Origin of the sequence: Glaciecola sp. MF2-115, from assembly GCF_047250385.1 — a bacterium.
Lineage (GTDB): Bacteria > Pseudomonadota > Gammaproteobacteria > Enterobacterales > Alteromonadaceae > Glaciecola.
Window position 1 is genome coordinate 163,839 of the sequence record NZ_JBLBVM010000056.1, and the last position, 17,141, is coordinate 180,979.

Below are 17,141 nucleotides of genomic sequence, written 5' to 3' on the forward strand. Positions count from 1 at the left end.
CCAATGCCTTTGTAAACGTTTTTTAAGGTAATATACCTAGCTAACTGCTCTGATAGCGGCTAGTTTCCGAGATCTGAGTTAAACTAATTTTAGTCGAAAATAACATCTAGTATATTAGATAGTTCTGTTTTACCTTCGATGATCTCTTCCTTTGTTAAACCGGCAAGTTCATGAGGGAATACCAACCATTCATCACTCTCATTTACGAAGTAGTCAGGTATTATCTTGGTTTTATTGTTTTGAGGTTTATACCAAGGAGTCGCAATTCTAATGTCTTTAGGGGTGTTTAAACGCATCAAAACTTCGATTTGTTTAATTAATGCCTCAACGCTACGTCCAGAGTCAAATACATCATCGACAATTAAGAGGTTGTCTCCTGCATTGGCATTCTCTATCAGGTAATGCAAACCGTGTACTTTAATTTCTTTAGACTGCTGATTGATGCCGTAATAAGAAGACGTTCTTACCGCAATATGGTCAGTAGGCGTATTTTTGTATTCAAAAAACTCCTGTACCGCGATCCCAATGGGTGCTCCTCCTCGCCAAATGCCGATAATGAAGTCTGGGCGAAAGCCGTCGTTGAACACTTTAGAAGCTAGGCGAAAACTATCTTCTAGTAATGATTGTGAGCTGATATAGTTTTTACTCAAAATGTAGGTTCTCTTTCGTAATGTATTTAAATTGCGTTTATGTTGTGTATTAGCTTTGAAACTTCACACAACATTTAAAAAATAGTTTGCTTAGGTTTGGCATCAAATAAAAAGATGCTCAATACTCGTCCTTGGAAGCCCTCGTCCTTGGAAGCCCTCGTCCTTAGAAACATTTATCCTTAGAAACATTCATCCATGCAAATTACAACTCAGCCATAATATGTTCAAACTGATTATAACGTTTATTGAGTTTGTAAGCTATTTGCAGGTTCAATCGACGAAGCTTTGTACGCTGGGTAGAGCGTCGCTAAAATGCACAAGCCTAGAGAGCCAATCGAAATTACAATAACTTCAGATAACTTTGTATCAATCGGTAATCCCGCACCATTGGGGCCAAAAGCTAAACCCGAGCCCATTAATGCTAAAAGATCATTTAAAAAATAAACAAAGAGCAAACCCAAAATGACTCCCGATATCACACCTTTTATGCCGTTAAAGATACCATTTAAAATAAATATCAGCATGACGTCACTTGGCACCAAACCTTGAGTTTGTAATATTGCAATATCACTGGTTTTTTCCGTTACTACCATGACCAAGGCCGAAACAATATTGAATGCGGCCACAGCAATGATTAAAAAGAGCATCAAGGACATCATGTTCTTCTCCATGCTTACCGCATCAAACAAAGGGCCTTGCCTTTCGCGCCAGGTTGTATAGGAATAACCTTGTCCATCGAGTTCTTCAATTACAGCCTGATACTGAAATGCATCTCTTAAATATAATCGCGTACCGACAAACGATAAATCTCGTTTACGTGAAAGCTTGGCAACATCGTTAATATTCATCAACATGACCTTGTCATCAGCTTCAGAATCTAGCTGAAAAATGCCTGCAACCGTTACTAACCTTTGACTTGGCATGCGTCCCAATGGCGTATATGTGCTCGCCGAAGGACTAATTACTCGCAACCTTTGCCCAATAGAAACTCTTAATTGATTAGCAAGTGATTGACTGATTAACACATTAAAACTACCTGCCTGCATCGCCCCCCAATTACCTGCAATAACATTCTCAGCGATAATTGAATGCTGCTTTTCAATACTCGTGTCTACACCTTGTAAAAATAACCCTTTAATTAATTTGCTGGATTGAACAATAACTTCTTGTTCAACAAAATCGGTCCTTGCTATAACTTCGCTTTGCAATGTCTCAGGTAACAAGATAGGACCACGATTATCTACAACAATGTGCGGAAGAATGCCCAGTATTTTCTGTTTTAACTGCCCTTCCAAACCGTTCATAACTGACAATACGGTGATAAGCGATGCAATTCCTAAGGCGATTCCAACAACAGAAAAGAGATTAATAAAAGACACAAAACTACGTTTATTCGAGGTTTTCGAATATCGCATTCCTATGAACGCAGAAATGGGTAAAGTCGGAAATAATGAGAAAGACATCTGCTTATTAAAGGGCTCTTATGTTAGGTGCTATAAATGGGTGCTCGCTTTTACTGAGTTGCTACATCGATATTTATCGATAAAGAATCGTAAAATCGACTTAGTATCTTAAACCAGCGTGAAACCTAAGTCATTTTTTGGTAGATTAGGCCTCTAAATATTGTCTGCAAAACAGTTAGCTGGGTTCGAATAAACACAAGCATTAGTTTTTGCAAAAGAAAAAAACCAAAAAACATAAATAAAGTCGGTATTATAAACAAACACTGGGCGATAGTAACAACTTATACAAAAAGATTTAACGCGCCTGAATAAAGCGTCACGATTACGCATATTGCATAGGACATTGCATTTGAACTCATTAGAAGAAAAAAAACAGCAGTTTGAGTCATTCTTTTTAATCAAGCACCCGACCAAGGTTAATATTAGTATTGTCGATAGCAAACTCGCATTGCAAACAATGGATGAATTTGAACGTGATATGCCTTATGCCTTTCGAATTGCATCAGAGTTGTCCGAAATAGAATCACAGGCGCTAAAACCCTTGCGTTCAATGGGCGAAAAACTAGAAGAGCTCGTGAACTACCTGCAACTGCAAGCGCGTAAAATTGATTTGATGATGTCTTATATACTCATTAAAGAGGATGAGGAAGAAAAACGTGCAGAAGCGCTTAAGTTTGGCGGCGGTGGAATTGTAGTAAGCCATTCAAAGCCTGTTGAAGTCGGTGCAGTTGCTGAAGTTAAGATATTCTTAGAGCAGGAAGCCGCTGCAATTTATTGTTTGGCAGAAGCCATTGAGCTTGAAGTTATCGATGATCTTTATCAGGTAAGTTACGTTTACACGCACATACGAGACCAAGACCAAGAATTGCTTGTTCGTGCCAGTCTGCATTTACAAACCAGCCAATTACGCAAAAGCCGTTAATTAACCATAGAGAAACAATCTAGCCGCATGTCGAATCTATTTTCTGTGCCTTTACCCAAGGCAAAATCGCTGAATAATTCAAATATCATTGATCATATTCATTGGGGTGAATTAAAGGGGGCTAGCCAAGCTCTCAGCATCGCAAACGCAGCAAAGCAACACAACGGCCCTTTGCTCGTTCTGATTGAAGACAGTCCTAGTGCCATAAAACTAGAGAAAGAACTCGCTTTCTTTTTGCGCAAGCAAGAAGTTCACGTACAACTTTTCCCAGATTGGGAAACATTACCCTACGATGGGTTCTCACCGCATCAAGACATCGTTTCACAGCGTTTAGAAACACTTTACCTGCTCAGCAAGAAGCAACCGGGTATATTTATTGTTCCAATCAATACGCTTTTACAACGATTGGCTCCGGTTGATTATGTTGGTCAACATCTGATGTATTTAAAAGTTGGTGAAACATTAAATACTGACGAATTTAAAAGAAAGCTTGAGAAGTCGGGTTACTTGCACGTGAGTCAAGTGATGACCCACAGTGAATTCTCCGTTCGAGGAAGTATTATTGATTTATTTCCTATGGGTAGTGATCAGCCTTTCCGTATCGACTTGTTTGACGATGAAATTGATACCATAAGATATTTCGATCCAGAGTCACAGAGAGGTTTAGATGAAACTAAAGAGATTCGTTTGCTTCCAGCGAGAGAATTCCCTACCGATAAAGACGCAATCACAAGATTCAGGGAAAACTATCTCGAAAAGTTTGAAAGGAGTAATACTGCAGATAAGGAGTCTATTTTCTATCAGGTAAGCAAAGGCACAATGCCAAGCGGTATTGAGTACTATTTACCTTTGTTTTTTGAAAATACATCTACCTTATTCGATTATCTCAATGACGATGCCTTGATGCTGTACTACGGCGACTTGAATAAAGGCTCAGAGCAGTTTAACAAAGACTTATTGCAACGCTATGAGCAATATCGTTATAACTTAGCTAGACCCTTGCTATCTCCTATTGACTTGTATTTAGACACCAATGAATTATTAACTCGCTTAAAACAATGGCCAAGTGCACAACTGGTTGATACTTCATTGCCCAATAAAGCGGGGAAACACAACTTTTCCTGTCGTCCCATTGAGGGAATTGGTATTGATTTAACTGCGAAGAATCCTTATCAGGCAATTCAGGATGCCGTTAAAAAAGCGAAAAAATCAGCAAAGAAGGTCATTTTTTGTGCCGAGTCTCAAGGGCGCAAAGAGAACCTCATGGACGTTTTGCACAAGGCACAAATATTTCCGACCAATAGTCCCACGTTTGAAGACGCTCTTAACGAAACAAAACATCATGTGTTTATTTGTGTCGGAATGGTTGAAAACAGCTTTGAGTTTAGCGACAAAGCTAAGCCATTTTTATTCATTACGGAAACACAATTACTTGGCCACAAAGTTAGTAAGCGAAAGTTAAAAGATAAGCGAAAGGCAACCGACGAAAGTGCGATTGTTAGAAATTTAGCTGAACTCACTGAAGGTCAACCTGTGGTGCATATCGACCACGGAGTTGGTCGTTTCTTAGGATTACAAACATTAGATGCGGGCGGTGTCGCCACGGAGTATTTGTCTATTGCTTACGCGAAGAACGCTAAATTATATGTCCCAGTTTCGAGTTTACATCTAATTAGCCGCTATAGTGGTGGCGATCCTGACCATGCGCCATTACATAATCTCGGTAACGACACGTGGAGTAAAGCGAAACGTAAAGCCGCAGAGAAAGTCAGGGATGTCGCGGCCCAGCTCTTAGATGTATACGCAAAACGCGCAGCAAAACCTGGTTACGCATACCCCATCGACTGGCAAGACTACCAAACATTTGAAGACAGTTTTCCATTTGAAGAAACCATTGATCAAAAATCTGCTATCAATGCAGTACTACAAGATATGGGAAGTCCAAATGCAATGGATAGACTCGTATGTGGTGACGTTGGTTTTGGTAAAACTGAGGTAGCAATGCGGGCTGCCTATATTGCCGCTTCGAGCGGAAAGCAAGTTGCGGTACTTGTGCCAACAACCCTGCTAGCACAGCAACATTATGAAAATTTTAAGGACCGATTTGCTCAGTGGCCATTTAAGATTGAAGTCATATCTCGCTTTGGTAGCACGAAAGAGCAAAAAGCGGTGATTAATGATTTGGCGAATGGGCAAGCCGATATCGTGATTGGTACACACAAATTACTGCAAGATGACGTTAAGTTTAAAGATCTCGGCTTAGTCGTAATTGACGAAGAACATCGATTCGGCGTGCGTCAAAAAGAGAAGTTTAAAGCCCTTCGCGCAGACGTTGATATTTTAACACTCACTGCCACCCCTATTCCTCGAACCTTGAATATGGCATTAAGTGGCATGCGTGATTTATCAATCATCGCGACACCTCCAGCTAAACGATTAGCAATAAAGACATTTGTACAGGTGCGTCAAAACGACATTATTCGAGAAGCTATCATGCGTGAAATATTGCGTGGTGGACAAGTTTACTTCCTTCATAACGAAGTGAAAACGATTGAAAAAACAGCACTGGAAATAGAAGAAATTATACCTGAAGCAAGAGTTGCCATCGGTCACGGTCAAATGCGTGAGCGTGAACTTGAAAACGTCATGAACGACTTCTACCACCAAAGATACAATGTTCTTGTTTGTACAACCATTGTCGAGACCGGTATAGACGTGCCAACTGCAAACACAATTATCATGGATAGAGCCGATCATTTAGGCTTAGCTCAACTGCATCAACTTAGAGGCCGAGTTGGTCGTTCTCATCACCAAGCATATGCATATTTGCTTACGCCGCATCCAAAACGCATGACTAAAGATGCGGCTAAACGTTTGGATGCGATTGCTTCGCTCGAAGACTTAGGAGCGGGTTTTGCACTAGCAACTCACGATCTAGAAATACGTGGTGCAGGCGAATTACTTGGCGACGATCAATCAGGACAAATCAATACCATTGGCTTTAGCCTTTACATGGAAATGCTTGAACAAGCAGTTCAAGCGCTGAAAGAAGGCAAGGAACCTTCCTTAGATGACGTTCTTGCCGCGCAAACTGAGGTTGACCTTCGTATACCCGCCCTCTTACCTGATGATTACATCGGTGACGTTAATGCCCGACTTTCCTTGTATAAGAAATTGGCCGGATGCAAGGATCAGAATGAGATTGATGAATTTCAAATTGAACTCATTGACCGCTTTGGTCTGCTGCCAGATAGCGCTAAAAATTTAGTAAAACAATCTGGCCTAAAACTTAGTGCTCAAAAAATCGGTATCAGAAAAATTGAAACCACACAAACGGGTGGCCTCATTGAATTTGAGCAGACTACTAAAATTGACCCAGGATTTTTGATTCAGCTCATTCAAAAATACCCGAGCCAGTACAAGTTTGAAGGTCCAATGAAGTTGAGGTTCATGAAAAAGCTCGACAGTGCGCAGCAAAAACTGGATCATGTCCGAGAGTTACTCGATAAATTTTTAAAGGAATGCCATGCAAGCTAATGCTTCAACAACTATATTAAGCATCAATTTGTGCGACTTCGGGCTGCGTCGTGTTTTGGCAACACTTAAACTTATTGGGCTGGTAAGTATACTAACAGCACCTATGCAGAGTATTGCTCAAGATGAAGAGGACTGGTGGTTTGATGTAGAGGTAATCGCATTTAAGCGCAACACATCTAATACTCGACTTGAGGAAGACTTTAAGTCTGCTGCTTTCACTGCATCTTCAGAAAATGCGAAAGACCTAATTAGTTTAAGTTTGTTCCAAGGTTTGAACTCTCTAGTTTATATTCAGAACACGCTATTTGAATGCTCTTTAGACGCCAATTTATATACTTCTGAGTCATTCACTCCTGAGAATAATCCTATCGCTGCGCCAGAGGCATTTGTTGCAGAGAGCGAACAACAAAATTCGTTTGCTTCAGACTCTTTAACTTCAGATGCCATGGAAACTGAAAACTCCGAGGGCATAAATACATACCCGCCAATTGATGATGTTTTAACACCTGAAGAACGTTTTGCAATCATGTTCGATCCAAACAACTGCAGCTCAAAAAAACAAGCATTGGCTAAGAACGTCATTACATATGAAAAATCAGACAAAACCCCCGTTTATTTGGGAAGACCTACACTAAGTCAGTCAAACAATTCACATTTGTTAGCTGACGATCAATTAGCACTAATAGATTTCGCTAAAAAACTTTTTGCCCAACGGGATATAAGCCCGCTTAGCCATATCGCTTGGCGTCAACAAGTAGTTTTTGGGGAGGAGAATGCCTCATACTACCGCGTTTACGCTGGCGAAAAGTTAAAGTTACCTAAACCTGAAGTAGTGTCATATGAGGTCTTGAAAGAAAAATATGATCCTGAGATGAATAATATCATCGATCAAAATTCAGAAACGTTTTTTGCAGAACTCAAACAGCAACTTGACGAAGCAAATCCGGTAAATTGGGATAAACAAGCGGCTAAACAACAAACTGAGTCTACTGAAACAAGCTCTATTGATGATGTATGGGAATTAGATGGTAGAGTGAAAGTCTTCTTAAATTATATCAATCGAGTCCCCTATTTACATATTGAATCAGAATTTCAATTTCATGAAATTCAAGTGAATAGTTTTGGCGAAGCTGAAATTGAACAATACCCCTTTAAACAACGTAGACGTATTGTGAGTAAGCAAATCCACTACTTTGACCATCCTAAAATGGGTCTTGTGATCAGGTTACAACGATACGAAAAGCTAGAAGAAGTTGAAAATGAAGATATATACTAAAACCGGAGACAAAGGCACAACGCAAGTTTACACATCAGAAGTTCTGCGTTTAAGCAAAGACGATGCGATACTTGAATGCTATGGCACGATTGATGAACTTAATAGCCACGTTGGAATGCTCAATGCGCTATTGGTTGATTCAGGCCACAATAATAGTGATGCTCTTAGCGCTTCATTTATGTACGAAATTCAAAAAACTCTCTTCAGTATTGGTTTTGCCATATCTGATAAGCCACAAATTGACGCGAGCGCAACTACGATAATTGAAGAGGCTATAGACAATTTACAGCAAAATTTACCTGCTCAAACAAAGTTTATCCTGCCGGGTGGCGGTCAGCTTGCAGCACAAGCACATATTTGTAGAACGGTTGCACGAAGAGCAGAACGCAGTCTTGTTAGCGTTTCAAAGCAACAAAATGTCCCTGAGATTTGCATTCAATACTTAAACAGGCTTTCGGATTACTTTTTCGTCGCAGCTAGAGCGCTTAACTACAATTCCAATATTCCGGACATCGAGGTTTAAGGTAGTTTTTGAGGTGGTTTTTGAGCTACCTCTTATGTCCTTCAAGAATTACCTCACCTTGTATTGGCTGGGATTTTCTTTAATCACTACCACTATGAAAACAGTTCATTTGCCTTATGAATGATTTTTGTACTCTCTGAATACTTCAATTTCATTTTAGGTTGGTCCAAGGTTAACTTCGTCTTGTCTTGAAGCAACAAACTATGCCAAAGTTGACTGTAAACCTTTGTTTGGCTGAGACCATCTAATACTTTCTCTGCTTCGGTGGGAGCATTGCACACCAAAACCATATCGCATCCGGCTTCTATCGCTATCTCCGCTCGTTCCGTCACGCTACCTGCAATGCTGGCAGCTTGCATTGTCAGATCATCAGAGAAGATCACGCCTTCGAAACCAAGTTGTTTACGTAAGATCTGCTTTAGCCATACTTCTGAAAATCCCGCTGGTTTATCATCAACGTCAGAGTAAATAACGTGTGCAGGCATAATCGCGTCTACTTTTTTAGCCTTGATTAACTCAGCAAAAACGCGCATGTCTTTGGTTTGAATTTGTTCGAAACTACGACTATCAACGGGCATAGCTATGTGGCTATCTTCGCATACCGAACCGTGACCCGGAAAGTGTTTACCCGTGCTCTTCATACCAGCCTGATGCATACCTTCTATGTACTTCGTACTTAAAGTAATTACCTCATCTACATCAGACGAAAACGCTCTGCTACCAATCACCTCACTAATACCATTGAGATCAAGTACCGGCGCATAGCTGATATCTATATCTAGTTGCATCAATTCGTAAGCCATACAAAAGCCCATTGCATTCGCCAAACGAAATTGCTCCTGTTGCGTCACTTCATACTTTTCTATCTTAGACATTGCTGGTATTTGAGTGAAGCCGTCTCGAAATCGCTGAACACGTCCCCCTTCATGATCAACAGCAATAAGAAAAGGTTTCTTTACTGTACGGCGAATATCTTTTATTAAAGCAGATAACTGAGCCTTTTCCGCATAGTTACGGCTAAACAGTATCAGACCACCACACAGCGGATGTTGCAGCATTTCACGTTCAATAGGAGCAAGTTCGAAGCTGTTCACATCAAGAATAACGGGTGACATAATGTTCCTTTCAATTAAAAAGATAGACGAATAACTTAATTCGAGCCGGATAAAACTTGTAAGCTAAGTTGGATTCCCTTAGCCTTGACTATCATAAAGCTTAAACATAAAAAGAAAAACAAATGAAGTTAATCAAATCTCTATTTATTGTCTTATTTTCCTTGGCGGCTCTCGCATTTATCATTGTTTATTTTACGCTACTCGCGAGCCTTCCCTCTTTAGATAATGAATTTTCTTCGCCCTGGGTAAATAATCAAACGGTCATAACAAGGGATGAAATTGGTGCAGTGACCATTAATGCACAATCACATTCAGATGCTGTGTTCGCATTAGGCTATGCCCATGGACAAGATCGCTTGTTCCAAATGGACTTACTACGTCGCAGTGCAGCCGGAGAACTTTCTGAGATTGTCGGCAACATTGCATTGAACATGGACAAAAAAGCACGCTTCCACCAATTTCGTAAAAGAGCAAAAAAAGCATTTTTTAACTTACCGAAGGGTCAACAGGCACTTTTGGAAAGCTATGCTAAAGGCGTTAATTTAGCCGTAAGTGAATACACTGCAAAGCCATTTGAATATCTACTAACCAGCACTGAATTCAAGGCATGGCTTCCAGAGGATAGCTTGTTGGTTAGTTACAGCATGTATATTGATTTACAAGGTAGCCAAGTTGAACGAGATCTTGTCAATACTCTGATGTTAGAAAAGTATGGTTACGGTTTACTCAACTTCTTGAATATGCCTAGTCCTTATCAAGCGGCTTTGGATGGCAGTATTGTCAGTAGTTCACCAACAGACATTCCAAACTTAAACAATGAAACAGCACACTCAGATTCAAGCGAAAATGCACAAACAAACTTGCTATCCTACAACGCGATTTCTGAACCACTCGATATAGGCAGCAATAATTGGGCTGTTACTGGCGCATTAACAGATACCGCAAGCGCAATGGTCAGCGACGATATGCATTTAGGCTTGCGCGTACCTCCTATTTGGTATCGTGCACAGTTAAACTATGTCTCTAATGACGATAAGATCAAAGTAACTGGGGTCTCCCTTCCCGGCACTCCCATCATTATTGTTGGCTCAAATGGGAAGATCGCTTGGGGGTTTACCAATGCCAACTTAGATAACGTTGACTGGATTAGATTATCAGATGACACGCCAACCACAACCTTAACGGAAACTATAAAGTTGAAGGATGGTGAAGAAGAATTTCTAATTGAGATGAGTCAGTATGGCCCCGTTCGTTCTATGGAAGGCAAAAAATATGCTCTGGCATGGGTTGCGCATCAAGATTATGCGGTAAACATGTATATGGGTGAAATGGCTCATACCTCAAATTTAGAGGAAGCGTTTAGCCTAGCTGACAAAGTTGGCATTCCAGTGCAAAATTTCATGTTAGCTGATGCCCAAGGGAATGCTGGGTGGCGTCCAATCGGCGCGGTAACAGCAAGAACAACACCAACTCTGTATGCGATAGACGAAGCAGATTATTCACCACTTTGGTTACAACAAGAAGCAAACCTTCCGAGTTTCATCAACCCTAGTCATGGACGTTTATGGACAGCGAACGCTCGTGTTGTCTCAGCTTCAGATTTTAAACGTTATGGCGACGGAGGATATGCGGTTGGAGCAAGGGGTTTACAAATTCGTGACCGCCTATTTGCCCTTCAGTCTTTTTCTGAGCAAGATTTCTACGACATTCAGTTAGATAATGAAGCAAGATTTATTTTACCGTGGCATACCAAGTTGATTGAAGTGCTAAGTAAACAAGCAGATAAATATAGCAATGACATTCAAATACTTCAACAATGGAACAATTGCGCGTGTGCGGACTCAATAGGCTATACCCTATCCCGTCGTTATCGCTCTACTGTAATTAACTCACTGCTCGCGCCAATATACAACGAAGTAAAAAGCAGTCAATTATCACTAGGTAGTGCCTTACGTAGCGTTGAACCCGCCATTTGGCAACTATTAGATAAAGAGGCGGAAAGCTGGTTACCTTTAGGTTTTGATTCATATGACGAATTCTTAATAGCGAGTTATGAAGAAACTAAGAGTAAATTAGTTAAACAATATGATGCCAACCCAGAAACGCTGAAAGGTATTGAATGGGGTGAGGTTAACAAACTTCAGATTCAGCACCCATTCGCAGCACAGCTTGGCCCATTAGCAGGCTTGTTGAACATGCCTGAAGTTGAAGGCTTTGGGGATAGTTATATGCCTGCAGTGCAAGCACAGAAATTTGGCGCCTCACAACGCTTAATAGTGCGGCCAGGTAATGAGGAAAACGGCATATTAACACTACCCGGTGGTCAATCTGGTCACCCCTTGTCTGAATTCTACGATGCAGGCTTTATGCAATATGCGGAAGGTAAAAACACAGCAATGCTGCCAGGGGAAGCAAGACATACGATAACTATCAAAGCGGAGCAAAAATAGCGTTTTAAATACTCAGTTTTTCAGGATTGAAAGCTTTCCACTGCTAAGCATATAGTCACGCCACTGTGCTCTAGCCTCCTTGACGGCATCGCCTTGGAGGCCATCATCAGCAAGCAATTTAGCAGCCCGTTGTATTGCTCTATCTCGTTCACTTATGAGTAAAAGTGCTCGTTGATGCACTCCGGTTAAATAAGGATATTTTTCGATAAGATCATCGATATTTTCGAAATGCATGAAGCGCTCAACAAACTCGTCATGAAACAACTGTTTTTTCGCTTCAAACTGAATGAACATTAAGCCCTGCTTACCACTGATTTTGTTTAAATCTCGTTGCGATAGTCGGACTTCTTTCGCCGCTGCCAACAATTGCTGTTGCCAGTCCTCCAGTGCTGCACTATCTTCATTGATTACTGCCAGCTTTATTCCAGCTTGAAAATCATCAGCATTCAGCAACTCATCTAAACTGAGTAAAGGAGTCTGTAACTCACTTTGCTGAGGTAAGGGATCGCTTGGCTTAGGGTTTTGTTCGTAGCTCTCGGGTTGGCACCCAAATAAACAGACGAAAACGCCCGCGTATAGCGAGCGTTTCACAATATTAGTCGCATTAAACCAATACATTTTTTTAAAAGTAGCCTCTGTTAGCCTTCGTTAACTCTGACTAACTAGTCAAGTTTAACGTTTTCAACACGGCTTTTTAGTTTTTGACCTGGTCTAAAAGTAACGACTCTGCGGGCCTTGATAGGAATATCTTCACCCGTTTTTGGGTTCCGACCTGGGCGCTCATTTTTGGTGCGCAGATCAAAGTTACCAAAGCCGGAAAGCTTTACTTGCTCACCAGCCTCTAAACAGGATTTAATCTCTTCAAAAAACGCTTCGACTAGGTCTTTTGCGTCTCTTTTGTTTAAACCCAACTTTTCAAATAAATGTTCAGCCATTTCGGCTTTGGTTAATGCCATTCGATTAATCTCTCAAAGATGCACTAAAGTTATCTTCCAGCGCTTTCACCACTATATCGACAGATTTTTGTATATCTGAATCTTCTAGTGTTCGGTCTGAGTTTTGTAACCAAATTGAAAGTGCCAAGCTTTTCTTGCCGGGCTCAATACCTTTACCTTTATAAACATCAAACAAGTTTAGGTCAATTAAATCGGTTACGCCAAGTTTTTCGATACATTTTAATACCTTACCTGTATCGACAACTTCATCTACTGTAACAGCAATATCTCTTCGATTCACTGGAAATTTAGAAATTGCTTTGATCCAAGGCAAGGATCTTGTTGAAATACTAACCAATTCTAGCTCAAAAGCAAAGGTCTTACCGTTCAAACCTAGCCCTTTTTCTAATTTAGGATGTATTGCACCTACAAAACCGATACATTTATCACCTTTGTAGACCCCAGCACACTGACCTGGATGGAACGCAAAATGCTTTTCAGCCTTGAATTCAATGTCTTGGGTTTCAATTCCCAATCCAATCAGTTCTTCTGTAACTGCTTTTACATCAAAAAAATCAAGTCCGGCTGATGGAATCGACCAATGTTCATTTGCAATGTTGCCCGACATGACTCCGGCAATCATTTCTTGTTGCTGAACACCAGACTTTTCGTTTGAATCTGGCATAAATCTCAGCCCAGTTTCAAACAATTTAATATTACTTTGTTGGCGCTTTAAGTTATATGACAATGCAGATAAAAGACCTGGTAATAGACTAACGCGCATAACAGACATATCCGCTGATATCGGATGTGGTAAAACTAATCCTTCGATATCTGGAAACATTAATGCCTGTTTCTTAGGGTCAACGAAAGAATATGTAATCGCTTCTTGAAAGCCTTGATCAACTAGTAAGTCTTTAAAACGATAAGTACTAATTCTTGCTTCGCTACTTTCGCGCATTTGTAAGCTAGCTACAGGCGCTTGATTTGGAATATTGTTGTAACCGTATACACGGGCGACTTCTTCTATTAGATCTTCTTCTATGTTCATGTCGAAGCGATACAGGGGTGCAATCACTTCCCATGCACCGTCAATGACAGTGACATTCAAACCAAGTCTATTTAAGATATCAGTAACTCTGTCTGCAGCTATATCAATACCTAACACGTGCTTAAGTCTTGATGCTCGCAATGTAATTGAGCGTGCTTTAGGTAAATGCTCTTCACTTTTAGCTTCAACAATAGGTCCTGCGCTACCACCACAAGCTTCAACTAAGAGCTGAGTTGCTCGTTCCATTGCTTGTAACTGCAATGAAGGGTCAACACCACGTTCGTAGCGATGAGATGCATCTGTATGCAAGCCATACTGACGAGCTTTGCCCATAATTGCATCTGGAGCGAAGAATGCACTTTCTAAGAATATATCGCTAGTCGATGAGGTAACACCGGAATGTAAGCCACCAAATATGCCAGCCATTGCCAATGCTTTCTCTGCATCAGCAATAAGCAAGGTGTTTGCTTTTAAACTTACTTCATTTTCGTCGAGTAAGGTTAGTTTCTCGCCTTCTTCAGCCATTCTCACAACAACATCACCTGATAGTTTATTGTTGTCAAAGGCGTGCATCGGATGGCCCAGCTCGAGTAAGACATAGTTAGTCACGTCGACCACTGCATCAATACTTCGAGTGCCACTTCTGCGCAATCTTTCTTGCATCCACAGTGGGCTAGGACGAGATAAATCAACACCTTTGATAACACGCCCTAAATAACGTGGGCAAGATTCAGGAGCTGCTAGTTGAATGCCTCGAACATCTTCAATTGACGTTTTAACAGGTTCAAATACTGGTTCAGTGACGTCCAATTGATTCAATACACCGACTTCACGAGCGATCCCCTTCATACCAAGGCAATCTGCGCGGTTGGGCGTTAAGTCGACTTCGATACTCTTGTCATCTAAGTTTAAATACTCTCTGAAGTCTTCGCCAATTGTTGCGTCCGCAGGCAATTCGATAATACCACTATGGTCATCGCCCATGCCTAGTTCGGAAAAGCTACACAACATACCAAATGAAGGCTGTCCACGTAATTTCGCTTTCTTAATTTTGAAGTTGCCCGGTAAGACTGCGCCTACCATTGCAACCGCAACTTTAATGCCTAAACGGCAATTTGGTGCGCCACAAACGATGTCGAGTAGCTCGTCACCGCCAACGTTTATTTTTGTAACCTGTAATTTATCGGCATCTGGATGCTGTCCACATTCGACAACTTCACCTACAACTACGCCAGAAAACTCTGCCGCTACTGCTGCAACATCGTCAACTTCAAGGCCTGCCATGCTCAATTGCTCTGACAACTCATTTGTAGATATTGCAGGATTAACCCACTCTCTTAACCACTGTTCACTGAATTTCATTATTAAGCTCTTATCTAATTCTGTCTTACTTAAATTGCTTGAGGAAACGAAGATCGTTTTCGAAGAATGCACGCAAATCATTTACGCCGTAGCGCAACATAGTTAAACGCTCGACACCCATGCCAAACGCAAAGCCTGTGTATTGTTCAGGATCTATATCAACGGCTTTAAGTACATTAGGGTGAACCATGCCGCAGCCTAATACTTCTAACCATTTTCCATCTTTACTCATCACATCAACTTCTGCCGATGGCTCAGTAAATGGAAAATAAGAAGGACGGAAGCGGACTGTCATTTCTTCTTCAAAGAAGTGGTTAAGGAAATCATGCAAAATTCCCTTTAATTCCGCAAAACTCACTTTCTTGTCTACCATTAGTCCTTCGACTTGATGGAACATAGGCGTGTGAGTTTGATCATAGTCATTTCTATACACTCTTCCGGGTGAGATAATTCTCAAAGGTGGTTTCTGTGCTTCCATCGTGCGTATCTGAACACCAGACGTTTGTGTTCTTAACATGACATCTGGATTGAAATAGAAAGTATCGTGGTCCGCTCGAGCAGGATGATTCGCAGGGATATTCAGTGCATCAAAGTTATGAAACCCATCTTCAACTTCAGGACCGGTTTTCACTTCAAAACCTAAGTCGCCAAAAAATGCTTCTATGCGTGCAATTGTTCTGTTTACCGGGTGAAGGTTACCGACTTGTTTTGAACGCCCTGGAAGTGTCACGTCAACAGATTCCGCAGAAAGCTTTTCGTTCAGCTCTGCTTCTTGCTGTGCTTTAATCTTAGCGTTAATTAAACCTTGAACTTCTTGCTTGGCTAAATTAATTTTTTGACCTGCAGCTGGGCGCTCTTCGTTCGATAACTTACCTAAACCTTTCATTAGGTCGGTTATCTTACCTTTTTTACCCATATAGGCGACACGAACCGCGTCTAATTCAGCTGGGGTATTAGCACTTTCTACGGCTGAACGTGCTTCTTCTATGATGGCTTGAAGCTCCATTACTTCCTCTTTTTGAACGTTGGGGGTTTGTTCTGGCTTTTGTTAAGCACAAACTAATTCTGTAAACCTAGCATTTTACACGGTTTTTCTCGCTTTTACGCAGTGTTTTTGCAGAAAAATGTGGATTATTGGTGGTTTTTACGATTTTATTGCGGGATCAAAAAAGCGAGCATCCTGCTCGCTTTCTCAAAAAGAACTTAAACTCGCCAGCTTACGCCAGCTTTGTTAATGAATTACGCTAATGCGCCTTTTGCTGCTTCAACTAGTGCAGTGAATGCCACTTTGTCGTGTACAGCGATGTCAGCAAGGATTTTACGATCGATTTCAACAGATGCTTTTTTCAAACCATTGATGAAACGACTGTAAGACAATCCGTTTTGACGTGAAGCTGCATTGATACGAGCAATCCATAGTTGACGGAATTGACGCTTACGTTGACGACGGTCACGATATGCATACTGACCCGCTTTTGTTACCGCTTGTACCGCAACGCGATACACTCGGCTACGAGCTCCGTAATAACCTTTAGCTTGCTTTAATACTTTTTTATGACGTGCGCGTGCGACTACACCGCGTTTTACTCTAGCCATTATTCAATCTCCAAATTCTAAGGTTATACGTACGGCAACATACGTTGGATAAGAGCGGTATCACTAGTGTGAACCAATTTCTTATTACGTAGATGACGTTTACGCTTAGAACTCTTCTTGGTCAAAATGTGACGCAAGTGAGACTGTTTACTCTTGAAACGACCTGAAGCTGTTTTTCTAAAACGCTTGGCTGCTCCGCTGTGGGATTTCATTTTAGACATAGCTAAAACTCCGCATTGTTTAATTTCTAACTAGGTTGCA

At 41.0% G+C, this 17,141-nt stretch carries 14 protein-coding genes; 5 read left to right on the forward strand and 9 right to left on the reverse strand.

Features of this window, described 5'->3' with window-relative positions:
- Positions 1 to 89 precede the first annotated feature (89 nt).
- Positions 90 to 650, reverse strand: a complete 561-nt coding sequence (locus tag ACKLNX_RS15975; protein WP_411693720.1) for a phosphoribosyltransferase — start codon at positions 648 to 650, stop codon at positions 90 to 92.
- A 242-nt stretch (positions 651 to 892) separates the two neighbouring features.
- Positions 893 to 2,113, reverse strand: coding sequence for a lipoprotein-releasing ABC transporter permease subunit (locus ACKLNX_RS15980; protein WP_412973062.1), 1,221 nt, complete (start codon positions 2,111 to 2,113; stop codon positions 893 to 895).
- Positions 2,114 to 2,462: 349 nt separating this feature from the next.
- Here ACKLNX_RS15980 and ACKLNX_RS15985 point away from each other — a divergent pair, with 349 nt between their 5' ends.
- The 4 genes from ACKLNX_RS15985 to ACKLNX_RS16000 are packed head-to-tail and all read left to right on the forward strand — an operon-like array spanning position 2,463 to position 8,371.
- Positions 2,463 to 3,035, forward strand: coding sequence for a PilZ domain-containing protein (locus tag ACKLNX_RS15985; protein WP_412973063.1), 573 nt, complete (start codon positions 2,463 to 2,465; stop codon positions 3,033 to 3,035).
- Between the two features lie 27 nt (positions 3,036 to 3,062).
- Complete coding sequence (gene mfd, locus ACKLNX_RS15990; RefSeq protein WP_412973064.1) at positions 3,063 to 6,572, forward strand: transcription-repair coupling factor; 3,510 nt, start codon at positions 3,063 to 3,065, stop codon at positions 6,570 to 6,572.
- Positions 6,562 to 7,848 (forward strand): CsiV family protein, encoded by a 1,287-nt coding sequence (locus ACKLNX_RS15995; protein WP_412973065.1) that lies wholly within the window; start codon positions 6,562 to 6,564, stop codon positions 7,846 to 7,848. The genes mfd and ACKLNX_RS15995 overlap by 11 nt, the downstream gene beginning before the upstream one ends.
- Positions 7,832 to 8,371 carry a cob(I)yrinic acid a,c-diamide adenosyltransferase gene (locus ACKLNX_RS16000; RefSeq protein ID WP_412973066.1) on the forward strand — a complete coding sequence of 180 codons (540 nt, stop codon included), beginning with the start codon at positions 7,832 to 7,834 and terminating at the stop codon, positions 8,369 to 8,371. Before ACKLNX_RS15995 ends, ACKLNX_RS16000 begins: the two co-directional genes overlap by 17 nt.
- 92 nt (positions 8,372 to 8,463) lie before the next feature.
- Here ACKLNX_RS16000 and nagZ read toward each other — a convergent pair whose 3' ends face one another.
- Positions 8,464 to 9,486, reverse strand: a complete 1,023-nt coding sequence (gene nagZ, locus ACKLNX_RS16005) for a beta-N-acetylhexosaminidase (RefSeq protein WP_412973067.1) — start codon at positions 9,484 to 9,486, stop codon at positions 8,464 to 8,466.
- 122 nt (positions 9,487 to 9,608) lie between these two features.
- Here nagZ and ACKLNX_RS16010 point away from each other — a divergent pair, with 122 nt between their 5' ends.
- Entirely contained in the window at positions 9,609 to 11,936 is a 2,328-nt protein-coding gene (locus tag ACKLNX_RS16010; RefSeq protein WP_412973068.1) for a penicillin acylase family protein, read from the forward strand.
- Between the two features lie 12 nt (positions 11,937 to 11,948).
- On the opposite strand, the gene ACKLNX_RS16015 is transcribed toward ACKLNX_RS16010, so the two are convergent.
- From ACKLNX_RS16015 to rpmI, 6 genes are all read right to left on the reverse strand, one after another.
- Entirely contained in the window at positions 11,949 to 12,554 is a 606-nt protein-coding gene (locus tag ACKLNX_RS16015) for a hypothetical protein (RefSeq protein ID WP_412973069.1), read from the reverse strand.
- 44 nt (positions 12,555 to 12,598) lie between these two features.
- Positions 12,599 to 12,892, reverse strand: coding sequence for an integration host factor subunit alpha (locus ACKLNX_RS16020; protein ID WP_411693711.1), 294 nt, complete (start codon positions 12,890 to 12,892; stop codon positions 12,599 to 12,601).
- A 4-nt stretch (positions 12,893 to 12,896) separates the two neighbouring features.
- Positions 12,897 to 15,284: a phenylalanine--tRNA ligase subunit beta gene (gene pheT, locus ACKLNX_RS16025; RefSeq protein ID WP_412973070.1), complete on the reverse strand. Its 2,388-nt coding sequence runs from the start codon at positions 15,282 to 15,284 to the stop codon at positions 12,897 to 12,899.
- A gap of 25 nt (positions 15,285 to 15,309) precedes the next feature.
- Positions 15,310 to 16,290: a phenylalanine--tRNA ligase subunit alpha gene (gene pheS, locus ACKLNX_RS16030; protein ID WP_412973071.1), complete on the reverse strand. Its 981-nt coding sequence runs from the start codon at positions 16,288 to 16,290 to the stop codon at positions 15,310 to 15,312.
- A gap of 233 nt (positions 16,291 to 16,523) precedes the next feature.
- The gene (gene rplT / locus ACKLNX_RS16035) at positions 16,524 to 16,880 is read right to left on the reverse strand and encodes a 50S ribosomal protein L20 (RefSeq protein ID WP_297347645.1); all 357 of its coding nucleotides are present in this window, start codon (positions 16,878 to 16,880) and stop codon (positions 16,524 to 16,526) included.
- A 23-nt stretch (positions 16,881 to 16,903) separates the two neighbouring features.
- Positions 16,904 to 17,101, reverse strand: a complete 198-nt coding sequence (gene rpmI / locus ACKLNX_RS16040; protein ID WP_411693709.1) for a 50S ribosomal protein L35 — start codon at positions 17,099 to 17,101, stop codon at positions 16,904 to 16,906.
- Positions 17,102 to 17,141: the final 40 nt, after the last annotated feature.

Coding starts and splice junctions, on each gene's coding strand:
- ACKLNX_RS16015 (WP_412973069.1), bottom strand. CDS start 12,554: ATGTATTGGTTTAATGCGACTAATATTGTGAAACGCTCGCTATACGCG.
- nagZ (WP_412973067.1), bottom strand. CDS start 9,486: ATGTCACCCGTTATTCTTGATGTGAACAGCTTCGAACTTGCTCCTATT.
- ACKLNX_RS16010 (WP_412973068.1), top strand. CDS start 9,609: ATGAAGTTAATCAAATCTCTATTTATTGTCTTATTTTCCTTGGCGGCT.
- ACKLNX_RS15980 (WP_412973062.1), bottom strand. CDS start 2,113: ATGTCTTTCTCATTATTTCCGACTTTACCCATTTCTGCGTTCATAGGA.
- ACKLNX_RS16020 (WP_411693711.1), bottom strand. CDS start 12,892: ATGGCATTAACCAAAGCCGAAATGGCTGAACATTTATTTGAAAAGTTG.
- pheS (WP_412973071.1), bottom strand. CDS start 16,290: ATGGAGCTTCAAGCCATCATAGAAGAAGCACGTTCAGCCGTAGAAAGT.
- pheT (WP_412973070.1), bottom strand. CDS start 15,284: ATGAAATTCAGTGAACAGTGGTTAAGAGAGTGGGTTAATCCTGCAATA.
- rpmI (WP_411693709.1), bottom strand. CDS start 17,101: ATGTCTAAAATGAAATCCCACAGCGGAGCAGCCAAGCGTTTTAGAAAA.
- rplT (WP_297347645.1), bottom strand. CDS start 16,880: ATGGCTAGAGTAAAACGCGGTGTAGTCGCACGCGCACGTCATAAAAAA.
- ACKLNX_RS16000 (WP_412973066.1), top strand. CDS start 7,832: ATGAAGATATATACTAAAACCGGAGACAAAGGCACAACGCAAGTTTAC.
- mfd (WP_412973064.1), top strand. CDS start 3,063: ATGTCGAATCTATTTTCTGTGCCTTTACCCAAGGCAAAATCGCTGAAT.
- ACKLNX_RS15995 (WP_412973065.1), top strand. CDS start 6,562: ATGCAAGCTAATGCTTCAACAACTATATTAAGCATCAATTTGTGCGAC.